Annotated in this window: 19 protein-coding genes; 11 read left to right on the top strand and 8 right to left on the bottom strand. The window is 34.7% G+C overall.

Annotated elements, in window-relative coordinates; all coding sequences use genetic code 11:
- Window positions 1-229: 229 nt before the first annotated feature.
- Both H7350_RS01895 and H7350_RS01890 read left to right on the top strand, forming a co-directional pair.
- A complete protein-coding gene (locus tag H7350_RS01895) occupies window positions 230-913 on the top strand; it encodes a response regulator transcription factor (RefSeq protein WP_204344176.1) in 684 nt (227 codons plus the stop codon).
- The gene (locus H7350_RS01890) at window positions 913-1,956 is read left to right on the top strand and encodes a sensor histidine kinase (protein WP_204344175.1); all 1,044 of its coding nucleotides are present in this window, start codon (window positions 913-915) and stop codon (window positions 1,954-1,956) included. The genes H7350_RS01895 and H7350_RS01890 overlap by 1 nt, the downstream gene beginning before the upstream one ends.
- Here H7350_RS01890 and H7350_RS01885 read toward each other — a convergent pair.
- The gene (locus H7350_RS01885) at window positions 1,939-2,739 is read right to left on the bottom strand and encodes a glycosyltransferase (RefSeq protein ID WP_338105751.1); all 801 of its coding nucleotides are present in this window, start codon (window positions 2,737-2,739) and stop codon (window positions 1,939-1,941) included. The two genes, H7350_RS01890 and H7350_RS01885, sit on opposite strands and share 18 nt — an antisense overlap.
- Before the next feature lie 367 nt (window positions 2,740-3,106).
- On the opposite strand from H7350_RS01885, the gene trmB reads away from it, so the two are divergent.
- The 3 genes from trmB to H7350_RS01870 are packed head-to-tail and all read left to right on the top strand — an operon-like array spanning window position 3,107 to window position 4,745.
- On the top strand, window positions 3,107-3,781 hold the full coding sequence (gene trmB, locus H7350_RS01880; RefSeq protein ID WP_204344174.1) for a tRNA (guanosine(46)-N7)-methyltransferase TrmB: 675 nt from the start codon (window positions 3,107-3,109) through the stop codon (window positions 3,779-3,781).
- Window positions 3,782-3,783: 2 nt separating this feature from the next.
- Window positions 3,784-4,413 carry a lysine transporter LysE gene (locus H7350_RS01875; protein WP_204344173.1) on the top strand — a complete coding sequence of 210 codons (630 nt, stop codon included), beginning with the start codon at window positions 3,784-3,786 and terminating at the stop codon, window positions 4,411-4,413.
- Window positions 4,413-4,745: an MGMT family protein gene (locus H7350_RS01870; protein ID WP_204344172.1), complete on the top strand. Its 333-nt coding sequence runs from the start codon at window positions 4,413-4,415 to the stop codon at window positions 4,743-4,745. The genes H7350_RS01875 and H7350_RS01870 overlap by 1 nt, the downstream gene beginning before the upstream one ends.
- A 144-nt stretch (window positions 4,746-4,889) precedes the next feature.
- Here H7350_RS01870 and H7350_RS01865 read toward each other — a convergent pair whose 3' ends face one another.
- Window positions 4,890-7,079: a T9SS type A sorting domain-containing protein gene (locus H7350_RS01865; RefSeq protein WP_204344171.1), complete on the bottom strand. Its 2,190-nt coding sequence runs from the start codon at window positions 7,077-7,079 to the stop codon at window positions 4,890-4,892.
- Window positions 7,080-7,255: 176 nt separating this feature from the next.
- On the opposite strand from H7350_RS01865, the gene H7350_RS01860 reads away from it, so the two are divergent.
- The 4 genes from H7350_RS01860 to H7350_RS01845 all read left to right on the top strand — a co-directional run bounded on the left by H7350_RS01860 (window position 7,256) and on the right by H7350_RS01845 (window position 10,210).
- Window positions 7,256-8,395, top strand: a complete 1,140-nt coding sequence (locus H7350_RS01860; protein WP_204344170.1) for an Mrp/NBP35 family ATP-binding protein — start codon at window positions 7,256-7,258, stop codon at window positions 8,393-8,395.
- Window positions 8,396-8,638: a NifU family protein gene (locus H7350_RS01855; RefSeq protein ID WP_204344169.1), complete on the top strand. Its 243-nt coding sequence runs from the start codon at window positions 8,396-8,398 to the stop codon at window positions 8,636-8,638. It abuts the gene before it with no gap.
- A gap of 174 nt (window positions 8,639-8,812) precedes the next feature.
- Complete coding sequence (locus H7350_RS01850; RefSeq protein WP_204344168.1) at window positions 8,813-9,874, top strand: NAD(P)/FAD-dependent oxidoreductase; 1,062 nt, start codon at window positions 8,813-8,815, stop codon at window positions 9,872-9,874.
- Between the two features lie 3 nt (window positions 9,875-9,877).
- Window positions 9,878-10,210 carry a 2Fe-2S iron-sulfur cluster-binding family protein gene (locus tag H7350_RS01845; protein WP_204344167.1) on the top strand — a complete coding sequence of 111 codons (333 nt, stop codon included), beginning with the start codon at window positions 9,878-9,880 and terminating at the stop codon, window positions 10,208-10,210.
- Here the strand turns inward: H7350_RS01845 and H7350_RS01840 are convergent.
- The 6 genes from H7350_RS01840 to H7350_RS01815 all read right to left on the bottom strand — a co-directional run bounded on the left by H7350_RS01840 (window position 10,207) and on the right by H7350_RS01815 (window position 15,215).
- Entirely contained in the window at window positions 10,207-11,103 is an 897-nt protein-coding gene (locus H7350_RS01840) for a metallophosphoesterase family protein (RefSeq protein ID WP_204344166.1), read from the bottom strand. The genes H7350_RS01845 and H7350_RS01840 overlap by 4 nt on opposite strands.
- Window positions 11,104-11,152: 49 nt before the next feature.
- On the bottom strand, window positions 11,153-11,917 hold the full coding sequence (locus tag H7350_RS01835) for an SGNH/GDSL hydrolase family protein (protein ID WP_204344165.1): 765 nt from the start codon (window positions 11,915-11,917) through the stop codon (window positions 11,153-11,155).
- A 109-nt stretch (window positions 11,918-12,026) separates the two neighbouring features.
- Window positions 12,027-13,205: an acyl-CoA dehydrogenase family protein gene (locus H7350_RS01830; RefSeq protein ID WP_204344164.1), complete on the bottom strand. Its 1,179-nt coding sequence runs from the start codon at window positions 13,203-13,205 to the stop codon at window positions 12,027-12,029.
- Between the two features lie 62 nt (window positions 13,206-13,267).
- Window positions 13,268-13,981, bottom strand: a complete 714-nt coding sequence (locus H7350_RS01825; RefSeq protein WP_204344932.1) for a tRNA1(Val) (adenine(37)-N6)-methyltransferase — start codon at window positions 13,979-13,981, stop codon at window positions 13,268-13,270.
- Between the two features lie 80 nt (window positions 13,982-14,061).
- Window positions 14,062-14,595, bottom strand: a complete 534-nt coding sequence (rimM, locus tag H7350_RS01820) for a ribosome maturation factor RimM (protein WP_204344163.1) — start codon at window positions 14,593-14,595, stop codon at window positions 14,062-14,064.
- A gap of 104 nt (window positions 14,596-14,699) precedes the next feature.
- Complete coding sequence (locus tag H7350_RS01815; RefSeq protein WP_204344162.1) at window positions 14,700-15,215, bottom strand: 30S ribosomal protein S16; 516 nt, start codon at window positions 15,213-15,215, stop codon at window positions 14,700-14,702.
- Window positions 15,216-15,406: 191 nt separating this feature from the next.
- Between H7350_RS01815 and H7350_RS01810 the strand changes: the two genes are divergently transcribed.
- Both H7350_RS01810 and H7350_RS01805 read left to right on the top strand, forming a co-directional pair.
- Complete coding sequence (locus H7350_RS01810) at window positions 15,407-16,720, top strand: DUF6252 domain-containing protein (RefSeq protein ID WP_204344161.1); 1,314 nt, start codon at window positions 15,407-15,409, stop codon at window positions 16,718-16,720.
- A gap of 198 nt (window positions 16,721-16,918) precedes the next feature.
- A complete protein-coding gene (locus H7350_RS01805) occupies window positions 16,919-17,368 on the top strand; it encodes a ferritin-like domain-containing protein (RefSeq protein WP_204344160.1) in 450 nt (149 codons plus the stop codon).
- The last annotated feature ends 77 nt before the right edge of the window (window positions 17,369-17,445 follow it).

Below are 17,445 nucleotides of genomic sequence, written 5' to 3'. Positions count from 1 at the left end.
AAATGTTTTAAAAATAAGCATACAAATATACTCAGTTTTTACAGTTTTAAAGAATATTTTGGTTAATAAAATGGTAATTTACAATTAAATAACATTGTATGATAGGTCTCTCAAAAACAATAGTAGTTGTAAAGTATTAAGTTAACATAACGTTATCAATTTGAACCGTAGTGTAAGTTTTTGTTATTAATCCTATCTTTACATCACTAAGTTTTTCAAAAAATAAATAATGAAAAAAAGGGATATAAAAATTTTGTTGGTCGATGACGAGCCAGATATCTTAGAGATTGTTGGATATAATTTATCATCTGAAGGCTACCAGATTGTTACAGCAGAAAATGGAGTAGAAGCCGTTAAAAAAGCAAAAAAAGAAAAACCACAGCTTATAATTCTTGATGTGATGATGCCAGAAATGGACGGTATTGAAGCTTGTGAACAAATTAGAAAACTACCAGATTTAAGCGAGACCATAATTACATTTTTAACAGCCAGAGGTGAAGATTACTCGCAAATGGCAGGTTTTGATGCTGGTGCTGATGATTATATAACCAAACCTATTAAGCCTAAAGTCTTAGTAAGTAAAGTTAAAGCTTTACTCCGACGTTTAAAAGATGAAGAAAAAGCTGAGGATATTTTAAAAATAGGAAATTTAACCATCAACAGAGAAGAATACAAAATTACGATTAAAGGTGAAGAACTGGTTTTACCTAGAAAAGAGTTTGAATTATTATCTTTGTTAGCAACAAAACCCAATAAAGTTTTTAAACGTGAAGAAATTCTTGACAAAGTTTGGGGTAATGAGGTGGTTGTAGGAGGCCGTACAATTGACGTTCATATCAGAAAACTTCGTGAAAAAATTGGAGACAAAAAATTTAAAACCATAAAAGGTGTTGGGTATAAGTTTGTCGACTAATGCAAAATAAATTAAAAAAAACATATAAGTTCGCTTTTAAAACGTCCTTATATATCACGATTTTTTTAACGCTCTTATCGAGTGTTTTTTTATATTTATTGCACTCAGTAGATATTTTATATCTGGTGTCTTTTGCAGTATTTACGTATCTATTGTCTTTTATTGTTATCCAGTATCGTGTCGAACGATTTATCTACAGAAGGGTAAAAAAAATATATGATGATTTAACCCTTCTCGAATCAACATCCTTACGCAAGCAGCCAATTACTACAGATATGGCGACCTTAACTGAAGAGATCGATAAATACGCCAAGAATAAAAAGTTAGAAATTGAAACTCTTAAAGTAAGGGAAGAGTATAGAAAGGAGTTTTTAGGCAACGTGTCTCACGAACTTAAAACACCTTTATTTACCGTTCAAGGCTATTTGCTAACACTAATTGATGGTGCTATTGATGATAAAAAAGTTAGTGAGAAATATTTGCACAGAGCAAATAAAGGCTTAGAACGCCTCATTTACATAGTCAAGGATTTAGATATGATTACCAAACTAGAAGTTGGTGATTTACGACTCAACATCGAAAAATTTGATATTATTGAATTGGTGGAAAGTGTTTTTGATTTGCTCGAAATGAAAGCCTCAAAAAAGAAGATATCATTAATGTTTGATATGGATTATAATGAGCCTATAATGGTAATGGCTGATAAAGAGCGTATCCAGCAGGTTTTAACAAATCTTATTGTGAACTCTATAAAATATGGAGAGGAAAAAGGAACTACCGAAATTAGCATTGAGAACCTTATAAAAAATAAAGTTATAGTTAGAGTAACTGATAATGGTGAAGGAATTTCTGAAGTAAATATTCCGCGTTTATTTGAACGGTTTTTTAGAGTTGATAAAAGTGGTTCAAGAAAAGAAGGTGGTTCGGGACTCGGATTGGCAATAGTAAAACATATAATTGAAGCTCACGACGAAAAAATTTATATTGAAAGTGAATTAAATGTTGGAAGTGAGTTTTCTTTTACTCTAGAAAAGGCCGAATAACTTATTATAATTTACTTCATAGTCCATGACACTCAAACCTTTATAGGTAGAAGCAGTTTCGAGCATTTCGATTCTAAATTCATCCTGAGTACAACTAGGTACATAGCCTAAATTCGTTAAACGTTTGGCGAGGTATTCTTGCTCAAATTGACCAGGAGTAGGAATAAAAAAGGCCTTTTTATTTAATTTGGCTAAATCCATAATCGTAGTATATCCTGATCGCGAGACGACTAAAGCACTTTCATTTATGGCCGTTTCTAATTGTGAACTGGTCATGTAGTTGTAAACAGAGAGATTACCTTTTTTATAGCTATGACAATCATTTTCTACCACACCTCTCACAAAAATGACCTTGCCTTTAAACTTTAGAAATTCTGACATAAGCTTTTCTTCCAATAGCGAACGTTGCGGTTCTGGACCCGAAAGTAATACCATGACGTCATAAGTTGCAGGAACATCAGATTTTGTAAAACGACTTAAAGGGCCTATAAATTTAATTGGCATTTCATACATATGAGTATGACCTAATTTGCCGCTCAAATTAGCATCGCCAAGATTATCAGGAACCCAACACTCCTGAAAGCGTTTTATTATTTTTTGATGCAACTTTGTGCTAAGCCAAGTTGTATTTCCGCTTAAAACCTGAAGTTGATGTGTGATAAATACACAAGGTAAGTTTTTATTATAAACACCTAATCGGTTATCTGATATGATACCGTTAATGTTATGAGTTCCAATGATGGTCGCCACCATCTTTTTTTCGGCTTTGATGGCTTTCATCATTTTAGGAGAGCTTTTGAGCATTTTTAATTTAAAGTGCTCCCCTTTTTTAGGGTAAGTAATGTGATAGGATGGTAATTCGTAAGATTCTAACTGCGGAAATTCTTTTTTTAATAACGATAATGCAATACCATCACTAGCAATAACGGGTTCAAATTGATGCGCTATTAGTGCATTTATTATAGGAATACATCGTGTAGCATGACCTAAGCCCCAATTTAGAGGCGCAATAAGTATTCGTTTGTTAGGCTTGATGTCTTTCAGTGTCGTGTATTTTTAAAGTCTATTTTAAAAACAAAGTTAAAGCTTAAAATGTTTCCTTAATTTTACGGCTTGATTAGTAAAAATAAGAAATTGTTAATTTTTTAAAGTGGGAAGTAAAAACAAACTTAAGCGATTTAAAGAAAACGAGACGTTTAGTAACGTATATCAGCCTAAAAGAGAAGACTTGGTCAATTCAGAATATGAATTAAAAGGACAATGGAATACTTCAGTGTTTAAAAATAATAATCCTCTAGTCTTAGAGTTAGGTTGTGGTCGTGGCGAATATACTGTGGAATTAGCAAAGAAGTTTCCGCAGAAAAACTTTATAGGTATCGATATCAAAGGAGCACGTTTTTGGAGAGGTGCTAAAACAGCTATTGAAAATGACATATCAAATGCTGCTTTTTTACGAACACAAATCGAACTTGTCGATTATGCTTTTGCCCAAAATGAAGTTGATGAAATCTGGATTACATTTCCAGATCCTCAGATTAAATACAAGAGAACCAAGCATAGAATGACCAATTCAGACTTTTTAAAACGCTATAAAACCATTTTAAAACCAGATGGTGTTGTTAATTTAAAAACAGATAGCGAGTTTATGCATGGCTATACACTTGGCTTGTTACATGGTGAAGGTCATGAAGTCCTTTACGCTAATCATAATGTGTATAAACAAGAAGGCAGCCCTGAAGAAGTCACGAGCATTCAAACCTACTATGAGTCGCAATACTTAGAACAAAACAAACCAATTACGTATATTAGGTTTAAAATTAAATAAAGTTGAATATTACTGTTATTTTTTTTCTCGGACTTATCATAGCACTAGTTGGTGTGATACCTCCCGGACTATTAAATATGACAGCTGCAAAAGTAAGTTTAAAAGAAGGCCCTAACAGAGGTATTATTTTCTCTATCGGTGTGTGCTTAATTGTATTTTTACAAACTTATATTGCAGCAATGCTTGCACGTTATCTTAATAATCATACCGATGTTGTGGTTATTTTACAGCGTGTAGCATTTGTAATATTTGTTTTGATTACCATCTATTTTTTACTGCTTGCAAAAACCTCTACAAAACCAGATATAGAGCCTCATACAAGAAGTAGTCAGAGCCGCTTTTTTCAAGGGATGTTTTTATCAGCGATTAACGTATTTCCTATTCCATATCAGGCGTATATGACGATTACTATTGCTGGATTTGGATGGTTTAATTTTGAAAAAACAAGCATCCTTTCTTATGTTACTGGTGCAGCAATGGGAACTTTTGTTATGCTCTATGTGTATATTTTCTTTTTTGATAAAATAAAGAATAAGTCGTTTACTTCTCAAAAGAATATGAATTATATGATTGGAGCCTTAACAGGAATTGTTGCAGGAATTACATTGATTAATATTCTAATGGATTTATAATGAAACCTGAAACTTTAAATTTTTTTGATAAAGTTTATGACGTTGCTAAACGTATTCCCTACGGAAAAGTAACCAGTTATGGCGCAATAGCTAATTATTTAGGTGCTAAGCGTAGTGCCAGAATGGTTGGTTATGCCATGAACGGATCGGTTGGAAAAGACGTGCCAGCGCATCGCGTTGTTAATAGAAAGGGGTTACTCACCGGAAAGCATCATTTTGAAGGGACTAATTTAATGCAACAACTTTTAGAGAGTGAAGGCATAACAGTAGTTGACAATCAAATACAAGATTTAGAGTCTGTTTTTTGGGACCCATCAAAAGAGCTGAAGTAATTGTGTTATTTTGAACGTGTTTATTCATATGCTTTCATTTTAAAATAAAGTAGTCATGAATCTTCAATTTCAGAATCTCATCATACCCAAGACATCCAGTGATGTAAGCACGAATTTAAAATTAGTCGCTACAAACAACTTGCATTATTCCTTAATAAATTTTTTGATGGCTTGACTATCTTCAGCCAGAACTTTTATAAAATATGTACCTGTTGAAAAATCTTCAGTTGGAAGTGATACCTTCGTTTTAAAACCAAGATATGAGATGTTTTGTATGAGTCTTCCAGAGCTATCATATATGGCGATTTGTTCAATAGCCTGCTTTGATTCTACATGTAATATATCTGATGAAGGATTAGGATATAAGACCAACCCTTGATTCTCAAATTCAAAATCTTCTGTACTCAGCGTACTTACAGTCGTCTGTGCAACATTTGTAATAATTGGAAAATTAAAGTCGAAATAAATTTCAGCTTCGTTTTCAAAAGTATCGTTTAAGACTAAAGTATCGAGTGTTTTAATTTTAAACACGATATAACCGTCATTGTTGGCATCATCAAATGGTAAATTGATGTTTTCAAAAATGAATTCTACAAAATAATCTGAAGTATTATCTTCGATTCTAGCAAAAAACTCATGACTTGCATCTATAGGAACGAGCGTTGACAGATCAAATTTGGTTCTATCGATATGATCTTTTACCACCACATTAATGGCACTAGCTGTTCCTGTATTTTCAAAACGAATTCTGTAGTGTACATAATCGCCTACCATTTCTGGAGAAATGACACCGCCTTCTAAACAGGTTTTGTCGTTAGGATCAAATGAATTTACCACAGTTTGATACAATGTAAAGCTGTTATCATCAGGAGTTTCGTCGGTTTCCGAAGCACTAATTGAAGTATCAAAAACCAGTACATCATCACCATTAACGGGTGGTGTTTCCATAGGTGAATTGATGTTCATGGTGATCTCAATCTCACGACTTTCAAAAGGAGCTAACCCTGTAAAATTCCATGTGAGTGTATTTCCAGATTGCAAGTCTTCAGTAGGAGAGGTCGAGATTAAATCCATAACATCATCTTGAAAGGTCAAATCGACACTTCCATCTAAAGTGGTTGTGCCTTTGTTCTTGTATACTAATTTATAATCAGCATCAAAGCCTGGACGTGCGCCATCAAGAGGAATTAGTACGATTTCCAAATCGTGATGTATACCATTTGGTGTGATACAAAAATCTTGAGTAAACGGACTGGTATCAGTAAGGAAATCAACGGTAATACTTGAAGGTGATACAGTAAAGTATTCTAAATTTTCAAGCTGAGGTGTTAAAGTATGAATGCCTTCTGCAACAGGAATAAAATAAACACCAGAAGTGTCTGAAATGAAATTCCCGGTTTCATTTCCATCAGTAATTTCAAAGTTTACATTAGGAAACATGGGATCGTTGATATCACAGTTATTATTATCTAGGTCTAGAATCGTATTGCCTTCAATTGTATAATATTCATCTCCTGGAGTGAACGAACAGTAAGAGTTAACAACAACATTTGAATAACCACAATTGTTCACAAGATCTTGAACGCCTTCAACAATAACCTCTTCCATAGCTTCATTGGTGTAGGTATAACCATTTATTTCAGATTCATCTGCACAAACATAAATTAGACTTGGATTATTACATATGTAATAACTTCCAGAATCATAATCAATACCGCTTAACTGAGTAACACCATTTTTGAATGAAATAATTTCAAGTATTGGGTTATCGGTAACAGTATATGAGTGAAAATTATAATAATCTAAATATCCTAATTGAACATATGTTAGATTGGCATTATTCCTAATATTAATATAATGCGCAGAAACCCCATTTAAATCGATTTCAGTGAGACCAGTATAATTTATAGTCAGGTAATCGAAGCCTTGACCTAATGCTATTGAAGTTAAATTAGGATTATTGCTACAATCGAACTCAGAAATATAAGTTAATGTACTTACATCTAGGGATGTCAATTGATTGTCATTACAATAAAGCACATCTATTAAAGGATTATTTACAAGATTCAATTCAGTTAATAAGTTGTTTTCACAGATCAGATATTCTAAATTCACAAAGTATTCAATTCCTTCTAATGATGCAATTGACAACCCACTAATAGCCATATATATGGTTGCTTCTGCTTCAGCAATTGAAATTTCCCCATCCGAATTAGTATCAACTCCAATTGAAATTAAAGCATTCTTAAAATTGGCATCAGGAATATCAATAATTTGAGCATTCGAAGTAAATGAAACTGATAAGACAACAAGTAAAGCGTAAAGTAATTTCATAAAGGTTGATTTTCAAGTTATTAAAGTTACGTTTTTTTTTAAACTAGTATAATGTAATTCACTATTACTATTACTCATTTCAATTAAAAGGGTTTCAAATTCTAAACAATTCACAGTATCTTTGCATTTAGAATTAGTCTGAATAAGATGAATTCTAAAACAACGTAAAAAACGCTATGAAAATAAATAAACAAGATATACTTAAAGCCTTAGAAACCATATCAGCACCTGGTGACGGACAAAATATGGTCGAAAGTGGCGCAGTAACTAATGTGGTAACTTTTGCCGATGAAGTTATTGTCGATATCACCATCACAAATCCAAGTCTTCAAGCCAAAAAGAAAACCGAAGTCGACATCATGAAAACCATTCATGACATCGTGTATGAAAAAGCTAAGATTACAGTAAATGTTAAGGTAGATGCACCAACACAATCGGCTCCAAATGTCATAAAAGGAAAGTCTATTCCTGGTATTCAAAATATTATTGCTGTTGCTTCAGGAAAAGGTGGTGTAGGAAAATCTACTGTAACAGCTAACCTAGCCGTTACATTGGCAAAAATGGGATTTAAAGTAGGCGTTTTAGATGCCGATATTTATGGGCCATCTATGCCCATTATGTTTGATGTAGAACTGGAGCGACCTTTAGCAGTGACTATAGACGGAAAATCTAAAATGCGACCTGTTGAAAACTATGGCGTTAAACTATTATCGATTGGCTTTTTTACCAAACCAGATCAGGCTGTAGTTTGGAGAGGTCCTATGGCAGCAAAAGCATTAAATCAAATGATTTTTGATGCCGCTTGGGGAGAACTTGATTTTATGCTTATCGATTTACCTCCAGGAACAGGTGATATCCATTTAAGTATCATGCAATCACTTCCTATAACTGGAGCTGTGGTTGTTAGTACACCTCAAAATGTAGCCCTTGCAGATGCCAAAAAAGGTGTCGCTATGTTTCAGCAAGAAAGTATCAATGTGCCTGTACTAGGTATTATCGAAAATATGGCTTACTTTACACCTGAGGAGCTTCCAGATCATAAGTACTATATCTTCGGAAAAGAAGGTGCAAAAAACCTTTCTGAAGATTTAAAAGTTCCTTTTCTGGGACAGCTACCATTGGTACAAAGCATTAGAGAAGCAGGAGATGTTGGTCGACCAGCAGCTTTGCAAACAGCAACACCTCTGGAACAGGCTTTTGAGAAATTAACTCAAAATGTGGTTGAAGAAGTGGTTAGACGTAATGACGATTTACCACCAACCGAAGCTATTAAAATAACGACTATGGCTGGATGTTCAGCAGTAAATAAAAAATAAATGAGTACAGAAGAACTTAGATTAAATGTCGAAAAAGCGTTAGACGAAATTCGTCCATTCTTACAAAGTGATGGTGGAGATATTTCGCTGTTATCTATTGAAGATGACAAGCTGGTTAAAGTGCAGCTTCAAGGCGCTTGTGTTGGTTGTAGTGTCAACCAGATGACACTCAAATCTGGCGTCGAAATGACCATTAAAAAATACGCGCCTCAAATAGAACAAGTTATTAATATTGAAATTTAGTTGGGCGTGACCACAAGGGTCAGGCTTTCACTACTCGCTCTCTTCGAGGAGCTCAAACAAGCCGCTCAATCCTTCACGCAAACTGACAAATATCATAAAAAATACATGTTGAATATACGAACTTTGGAAGCGCAAAGTTAAATTAAAGAGACACCCACTTTTGTGGGTTAAATTATGATTAAAACCGATATACTTATCATAGGAGCTGGACCAACAGGGTTATTTACTGTGTTTGAAGCGGGTCTTCTCAAGTTAAAATGCCACTTAATTGATGCTTTACCGCAACCTGGCGGACAATGTTCAGAGATATATCCTAAAAAACCTATCTATGATATACCTGCTTATCCTGAGATTCTCGCTGGCGATTTAACCGATAAGTTATTAGAGCAATGCAAACAATTTGAACCTAGTTTTACACTGGGTGAACGCGCCGAAACTATCGATAAGCAAGATGATGGCAGCTTTATTGTTACAACCAATAAAGGGACACAACATCATGCGCCTGTCGTGGCAATTGCTGGCGGATTGGGGAGCTTTGAGCCACGCAAACCTTTAATTCATAATATTGCTCATTTTGAAGACAAAGGGGTGGAGTACATCATCAAAGACCCTGAAATGTATAGAAATAAAAAAGTGGTTATTGCTGGAGGCGGCGATTCGGCTCTAGACTGGAGTATCTTTTTGAGTGATGTAGCAAAAGAAGTCACCTTAATTCATAGACGTAATGAGTTTCGTGGGCACTTAGATTCTGTAGAAAAAGTACAGGATTTAAAAAATAAAAAGAAAATAAATCTGGTAACACCTGCTGAGGTCATTGTTATTGTTGGTGATGAAAAAGTAAAAGCGGTTGTAGTAAAGCAAGCACAACATATCGAAAAAGAGTTTGAAATAGAGTGCGATCATTTTATTCCACTCTTTGGTTTATCACCTAAACTCGGCCCTATTGCAAATTGGGGATTAGAGATCGAAAAAAATGCGATTGTTGTTAACAATGCATTAGATTACCAAACCAATATTCCAGGCATTTTTGCTATTGGTGATGTAAATACCTATCCTGGAAAATTAAAATTAATTTTATGTGGCTTCCACGAAGCTACTTTAATGTGTCAAGCGGCATATCAAATAATCAACCCAGGAAAACGCTATGTAATGAAATACACGACGGTTGCAGGAGTAGACGGATTTGATGGCACGCGAAAAGAAGCACCAAAAGCAGTTGTAAAAGCAATAGAATAACTCATGGAACAAGACATCAATATAAAAATAACCGATAGGGAAGGCGTGACTCATGAGATTCAGGCACCTACAGATATGGCTATGAACCTTATGGAAGTTGTACGTTCATACGAGCTTGCTCCTGAAGGCACAATTGGTGTTTGTGGCGGAATGGCCATGTGTGCGTCTTGTCAGTGTTATGTATTGAGTGATACCCAATTACCAGAAATGCAAGATGATGAAGAGGCGATGCTAAGTGAAGCCTTTTATGTTAAAGACAACTCGCGTTTAGGCTGTCAAATTCAAATGACTCCAGATATGGAAGGCTTAGAAGTAGAACTAGCTCCCGAAAGCTAATCTGTTTTATAATCTATCAATTTTCGCGGACCTTCTAATAACACTCTAACTATCTTTAACGTGCCATCATCTGTGGTTGCAATTTGCCATTTAATGAGAGAAATCTCACCATTTTCAATTTCAATACCTGTAATACTTCGAGGGTGTACACAACTTCCGTCGTTAAAAAATGCGATATCCCCAGGCTCCGGAAAACGTGGTCTGTGAGTATGACCAACTATGGTGATAAGGTTGTTATTTTCAATAATCCATTTTTTTGTGCGACGCTCAACTTTAATTAATTCTTTGTAGTTTTTAGCTGGACTGGTAGGATCGGCAATGCCCATGACGTTTAACGGTTTCCACAGAATACGAACCATAAAACGACTCCATTTCCAAAAGAGATAATTCCACCAATCGGCTTGATGACCATGCGTTAAAAATAATTCTTGTCCTGTTTCCGAATGTTTTAAAACCACACCTTCATGATATTTAATATCGCAAAACAGTTCTACATCTTCACCTATTTTTGGATCAAAATAAGTCGATAAGTTTTTTTCTACATACTTAGGATCGCGATACACCATATCATGATTTCCCCAAATCATATGGAGGCGATCTTGCTCATGAAATAACTTCATAAGCATATACACATTTTTATGAGCGTTTAATATAGATTCAAAAGAAAGGTTTTCCCAGAGTTCATCGCCATCACCTAATTCACAATAGCTAAAACCTTCAGCATAATAATGCTTTAAAGCATGAAAATATATGTTGCGATTATTAGCAAAATCATCAGCGAAACTATTATCGCCTCTATGGCAATCACTAAACAGAACAATTTTACTAGAGTCGTCAAAGTTGACAACTTTTGCAGTTTTATAAGCGCGATCTAGTCTGGATTTTGATGACATGAATAAACTTTCAACTAAAATAAGCAGAAATTAGTCAACCTGTAATATCTCATTCAATTTTTTCGATAACAATGGGAAGCAGACGTTCAACAAATTTACTATAAGCTAACTCAGAAGGGTGTAAGCCATCAGAAGCTACTAAACTGGTATTTTCTAAACCCAGCCTTGTAATATCGGTAATATTTAAAAATATGATGTCTTGCTGATTACAATAGTTTTCAGCAAAAGCATTGTACATATCAATCTCGCTTGAGGTTTCTTCAGGATTGCCGTTATTTTGTCCAAAAGTAGTATAGGCATAATCTGGAATAGATAGTACAACCACATTTGTTTTATCACCTTGAGCTGCTGTAATAGCTGTTTGAACTAATAGTGGAAATTCAGATTGATACAATGAAAACGGTTTGTTTTGATATTGGTTATTGACACCGATTAATAACGTGACTATATCATAATCGTTATCCAATAGGTTACTTTCAATAGCTTCTATTAAGTTACGTGTTGTCCATCCAGTTTGCGCAATAACATTCAGGGAGAATTCACTATTGTTTATACGATTAAGCAAGCTGTCTTTTAATTGCTCCGGAAATCTGCAAGTAGCGCAAACACTTTGTCCAATAGTATAACTGTCTCCAAGCGAAAGAAGCTTATAGCTTTTTGAGGTTTCTGATGTAGAATCAGTATCTTCATTTGTGTCTTCAGTGTCTGTAGTTTCGGTTTCTTCAATAGTTACTATATCGCTATTTGTAATATCTGTTGAACTACAGGATAACGAAAACATTAAAAGAAGAAAAAGGATATAGGTGTTTTTCATTCTTATAAAGATACGATTAAAATGCTTGTCATAAAAAAGCCTCTCCAAGTAGAGAGGCATAAAAATTTTTAAAGCATATTTAGTTAAATAAGCAACTAAGACGCTAAGTTTATTTAAATGCGTTTAGACCTGTAATATCTAAACCAGTAATCAATAAATGAATATCGTGAGTTCCTTCATAAGTAATTACACTTTCCAGGTTCATTGAATGACGCATAATACTGTATTCTCCTGTAATTCCCATGCCGCCTAACATTTGTCTTGCTTCACGAGCAATGTTAATTGCCATATCAACATTATTACGTTTCGCCATAGAAATTTGAGCAGATGTTGCTGTGCCGTTTTCACGCATCACACCGAGTCGCCAAGCTAATAATTGCGCTTTCGTAATTTCGGTAATCATTTCGGCTAATTTCTTTTGTTGTAATTGAAACTGTCCTATGGGTTTTCCAAATTGAATACGCTCTTTACTATAACGAAGTGCGGTATCGTAACAATCCATTGCAGCACCAATGGCGCCCCAAGCAATACCAAAACGTGCAGAATCTAGGCATCCAAGTGGTGCGCCAAGACCAGATTTGTTTGGGAGTAAATTCTCTTTAGGAATTTTTACATTATCAAAAATAAGTTCACCTGTAGCAGATGCTCTCAACGACCATTTATTATGTGTTTCAGGCGTTGTAAAGCCTTCCATGCCACGTTCAACAATTAAGCCGTGAATTCGACCTTCTTCATTTTTAGCCCAAACCACTGCGATTTGACAAAAAGGAGCATTAGAGATCCACATTTTTGCACCATTTAAAAGATAATGATCACCCATATCTTTAAAATTAGTAGTCATTCCGCCAGGATTACTTCCATGGTCTGGTTCGGTTAAACCAAAGGAACCTATCCATTCTCCAGAGGCTAATTTTGGTAAATATTTTTGACGTTGTGCTTCGTTTCCATATTTCCAGATAGGGTACATCACTAATGAGGATTGTACTGAGGCTGTACTACGTACTCCAGAGTCACCACGTTCAATCTCTTGCATGATTAATCCATAAGAAATTTGATCCAAACCAGCACCTCCATATTCTACAGGAATATAAGGTCCGAATGCGCCAATTTCAGCTAAACCTCCAATAATTGATTTAGGAAATTCAGCATTTTGGGCAGCCTCTTCAATGATTGGAGAGACATCGCGTTTTACCCAATCTCTGGCTGCATCACGCACTAATTTGTGCTCTTCAGTTAGTAATTCATCTAAGTTGTAATAATCTGGTGCTTCGAATAAATCTGGCTTCATATTGTTGTTTGCAAAGTTTAAAGCAAAAGTAACGAAAACGTTTTCATAGAGCAAAAGCTATCTTACATTTTCATATAAAAATCTTTGGTAAGTTCAATGTAGTCTTTCGTATAGTGATGACGCTCAGTTTCAATGATTAATTCTGACGTTTCAACTTCGGTTTTTGAATATGTAAATTCGATAAGACTGCGTTTAAGTTCTGAAGCCGGACTTCCTTTAACTCGTGTGATTCGCTTCGGAAAAAGACCAGCGTTTGAAGCCATTGCTATAAATTGTTGTTCTTCAGAAAAAGGAATTACTACCGAAAACAGTCCGCTTTCTGAAAGTAAAACAGCAACACTTTCTATGAGGTGTTCAAAAGGCATCGCATCTTGAAACCGTGCTAAGTCACGTTGCTTGCTCTTGGTTTTAAAGGTTTCAGAATAGAAAGGCGGATTGCAAATAATGACATCGTATTGGTCTTCAATTTCTTCGGCAAATTCTTCTAAAGAGGCGTGATAGCAAAAAAGGCGATCATTCCAAGGGGATTGCTCAAAATTGTCAACACATTGCTCATAGGCGCTATCGTCAATTTCTAAAGCTTCTATAACTTCAGCATGGCTTCGTTGTGCTAACATTAAGGATAAAACACCAGTGCCTGCACCAATATCTAAAATTGAAAACGGATGTTGTTCTACTGAAGTCCATGCACCTAACAAAACACCATCAGTACCAATTTTCATGGCACATTGATCCTGATTAACCGTAAATTGTTTGAATTGAAAAGGTTTATTCATTATGTTGTCCTGAACATGATTTAGTATCTCATTATTGTTATGCGTGATGTGATGCTGATATAAATTCAGCATGACAAAAACTAGTTTTCTTCCAAGTACAAATCTATCAAACCTTCAGGTGTATCAACAAAAATGGTCTTATTTGGTTTATCGACTTTAGAGATAAACTCGTCATTCATCGGAATCAGGATTTCAATACCATCTCTGTCAATTTCAAAAAGGGATTGCGCCGTAGAATCATTAACAGATGTAATAATGCCTACATGTCCAAAATTTTTGTCCTCGACTTTAAAGCCGATAATTTCATGAAAATAAAACTTATCATCATCTAGTTTTGGTAAGAATTCCAGAGGTAAATACAATTCGCTTTTAATAAGAGCATCTGCATCTGCCTCGGTATCAACATCTTCAAACTTAATTCGTAACAATTCAGATTTATGTAATTGAGAGGACTCAATAAAAAACGGAACGAGATTATTTCTAACCTCTACAAATACAGAGTCCATCTGTTCGTAAAGCTCAGGCTCATCGGTATCTAGCTTAACGAGTAACTCACCTTTAAAACTGTATTTTTTTACAATTTTACCAAGAAAGAAGCAGTCTTTTTTTTGCATGTAGCGTGTAATTTTATTTTCCTAAGTATTGGAACATATAAGTTATAAAACTAAAAAACTCCGACACAGCGTATCGGAGTTTAAAAGTATAAAAAAATAAATTTCTATTCTTCTTCGTTTGAAGCTGTAACTTCACCTTCACCTTCAGCTTCTTCAGTTGCTTCTTCAACAACAGGAGCTGCGGCTGCAATTCTAGCTTCGTTGACAGCTTTTTCAGCTGCTAATGCTTCAGCTTTAGCTTTCGCTTGAGCATCAGATAATCCAGCTTCTTTAGCTTGTACTTTAGCAGCTTTATCTTCTAACCAAGCATTAAATTTAGCTTCTGCTTGCTCTTCAGTTAAAGCACCTTTAGTAACTCCACCAGCTAAGTGGTTTTTAAGCAATGCACCTTTGTAAGATAAAATTGCTCTGGCTGTGTCAGTTGGTTGTGCACCATTTTGTAGCCATTGTACTGCTCCATCAACATTTAATTCAATAGTTGCTGGATTAGTGTTTGGATTGTAAGCACCTAATTTTTCTAAGTATTTACCATCTCTTTTTGATCTTGCATCTGCTGCAACGATCCAATAATAAGGTTTCCCTTTTTTACCGTGTCTTTGTAATCTAATTTTTACAGGCATATGTGTAATTAATTTGTGAGGTTCTCGACCTCGATTATTAATGAGGCGCAAAGATAATACAATAATTTAATTCTCAACATTTTATTTCAAATTAAGACATATTGAAATTTTATTATACTTTTGGGAGTTCTAAAACGTTATGTTTAACCTAAAATGTACCTCTTTATATTTTGAGGTAGAAAAATAAAGCAATGAAAAGATTAGCTGTACTTTTTATAACTGTATTAACTTTAGTAAGCTGTGGTGATGAAGTAGAATTCAACTCGCCTGCATTTCAAGGCAATAGAAATGAAGTGCTTTGGAAAGCTGAATTTACTAACGCATCTATCGATGAAAACGGATATTTAACAATCAATGCCGGAAATAATGTAGAAACAGTTTCGCTTACAATACCTTCGGTTGCTGTTGGAACTTATATTCTTGGTGACGTGAATTCTATGGAAGGACGTTATGTCGATGCTAACGGAACGGTTTACTCTACGAATAACAGACCTGATCCAACAGTCTCAATATATCCTGAATACGGCTTTGTGAAATTGGATGAAATTAATAACAATACATTTACTGGTAGTTTTGAATTTAATGCTTTTGATGAATCTGGCTTAAATGTGATAAATTTTGGAGGCATTACAGAACAAGATCCAATAACTGGTGGAATCTTTTATAGAGTTCCATTAGTGTCTGGAAGTATTCCTGCTGTAGTGATAACTTGTGATGATACCGAAGAAATTGCACTTGAAGCAAGAGCGAATTGGCTGGCTTCTTTTGATCCTAGTTTAGAATATATAGATCAAGATACTTACCAAAGTACTTGTAATACGTACAGAGAAGCTCTAAGAGTTCAACGTGACTATTGTGGTGATTTAGATGGTGAACTTCAGCAAGCTATAGATGAATTAAACGTGTGTCCGTTTAGATGTACTTTCGCTACACAAAACAGAAATACAGCACAAGCAGCTATCGAAGCAGCAACTATTGCTAACTACGCTGTAGCTTGTGATAATTATAGATTTTACTTAGAACAACAATTAGAAACTTGTGGAGATGACGATGGAAGTATTCAATTGGCTCTAGATAATTTAGATTGCGGTGATGATGATAATGATGGCGTACCAAATGCTTTTGAAGACTTTGATGGTGATGGTGATTTAACAAATGATGATACAGATAATGACGGGATTGCTAATTATCTTGATGATGACGATGATGGTGACGGTGTTTTAACTATAGATGAAGCTAAAGATGCTGATGGAAATCCAATCGATACTGATGGTGATACTGATGTAGATTATTTAGATAATGATGATGATGGTGACGGACTGTTTACACAATTTGAACCAGGTGATACTGATGGCGATGGGATTCCTAATTATTTAGATACCGATGATGATGATGATACTATTTTAACCATCAATGAAAATGCCGATCCTAACCTTGATGGAGATCCTGCTGATGCATTAGACACAGACATGGATGGATTGCCAGACTATTTAGATGATATGTAATTATCTGCTATAAACGATTATAATATGAAACCCAGACAACAGTTGTCTGGGTTTTTTTGTTAAATAGTCTTAAGTCTTTGTTAAAGATGTTAATTTGTTTGATTTTTCCTACAATTTTTAGTATACTATATATAACAAGATGTGAAACAATACGCATCCCAAAAGAAGGTATTGAAATTTAAAAATGTAAAAGATAATATGAAGTATTCAGAAAAAATTTCAAACAAGTTAAATGAATTATTAGTAAAAAACTATGATGCCGAGAAAGGGTATTTAAATGCCATTAATAATGTTGAAAGTGATAAATTAAAAATGTTTTTTAAACGAAGGGCTTCAGAGCGAAGCGAATTTGCTAAGGAGTTGAGAACCGAAATCTTACAATATGGAGAAATCCCAGAAGATTCAGGTAGTTTTAAAGGTACAATGCATCGTAATTGGACGACTTTAAAATCGACGTTCAGTTCTAATAGTGAAGAGCCGGTTTTAGAAGAGGCTATTCGCGGTGAGGAAGCAAGTTTAGAAGTTTATAACGAACTGATTAACGAGCCTAATTTGCCTCCAACAATTGATCGTATGCTATTGAAACATAGAAATGCAATTCAATCAGCAATTAATACAGAGAAAGTTCATGAGGAATTAGTATCCTAATACCTATAAGTTAATAGTTAAAAGTCAGCTTTTATAAGCTGACTTTTTTTGTTTAAAACTGTTTATAACTTTCCTTT

Origin of the sequence: Psychroserpens algicola (genome assembly GCF_014526325.1) — a bacterium.
In the GTDB taxonomy this organism is placed as follows: domain Bacteria; phylum Bacteroidota; class Bacteroidia; order Flavobacteriales; family Flavobacteriaceae; genus Psychroserpens; species Psychroserpens algicola.
This window is presented reverse-complemented; position numbering and strand designations above follow the sequence as displayed.

Bases quoted from the DNA above. Each gene is read 5' to 3' on its own strand.
- H7350_RS01895 (WP_204344176.1), top strand. From the start codon at position 230: ATGAAAAAAAGGGATATAAAAATTTTGTTGGTCGATGACGAGCCAGAT.
- H7350_RS01890 (WP_204344175.1), top strand. From the start codon at position 913: ATGCAAAATAAATTAAAAAAAACATATAAGTTCGCTTTTAAAACGTCC.
- H7350_RS01885 (WP_338105751.1), bottom strand. From the start codon at position 2,739: ATGATGAAAGCCATCAAAGCCGAAAAAAAGATGGTGGCGACCATCATT.
- H7350_RS01870 (WP_204344172.1), top strand. From the start codon at position 4,413: ATGAAACCTGAAACTTTAAATTTTTTTGATAAAGTTTATGACGTTGCT.
- H7350_RS01865 (WP_204344171.1), bottom strand. From the start codon at position 7,079: ATGAAATTACTTTACGCTTTACTTGTTGTCTTATCAGTTTCATTTACT.
- H7350_RS01860 (WP_204344170.1), top strand. From the start codon at position 7,256: ATGAAAATAAATAAACAAGATATACTTAAAGCCTTAGAAACCATATCA.
- H7350_RS01855 (WP_204344169.1), top strand. From the start codon at position 8,396: ATGAGTACAGAAGAACTTAGATTAAATGTCGAAAAAGCGTTAGACGAA.
- H7350_RS01850 (WP_204344168.1), top strand. From the start codon at position 8,813: ATGATTAAAACCGATATACTTATCATAGGAGCTGGACCAACAGGGTTA.
- H7350_RS01845 (WP_204344167.1), top strand. From the start codon at position 9,878: ATGGAACAAGACATCAATATAAAAATAACCGATAGGGAAGGCGTGACT.
- H7350_RS01840 (WP_204344166.1), bottom strand. From the start codon at position 11,103: ATGTCATCAAAATCCAGACTAGATCGCGCTTATAAAACTGCAAAAGTT.
- H7350_RS01835 (WP_204344165.1), bottom strand. From the start codon at position 11,917: ATGAAAAACACCTATATCCTTTTTCTTCTTTTAATGTTTTCGTTATCC.
- H7350_RS01830 (WP_204344164.1), bottom strand. From the start codon at position 13,205: ATGAAGCCAGATTTATTCGAAGCACCAGATTATTACAACTTAGATGAA.
- H7350_RS01825 (WP_204344932.1), bottom strand. From the start codon at position 13,981: ATGAATAAACCTTTTCAATTCAAACAATTTACGGTTAATCAGGATCAA.
- rimM (WP_204344163.1), bottom strand. From the start codon at position 14,595: ATGCAAAAAAAAGACTGCTTCTTTCTTGGTAAAATTGTAAAAAAATAC.
- H7350_RS01815 (WP_204344162.1), bottom strand. From the start codon at position 15,215: ATGCCTGTAAAAATTAGATTACAAAGACACGGTAAAAAAGGGAAACCT.
- H7350_RS01810 (WP_204344161.1), top strand. From the start codon at position 15,407: ATGAAAAGATTAGCTGTACTTTTTATAACTGTATTAACTTTAGTAAGC.
- H7350_RS01805 (WP_204344160.1), top strand. From the start codon at position 16,919: ATGAAGTATTCAGAAAAAATTTCAAACAAGTTAAATGAATTATTAGTA.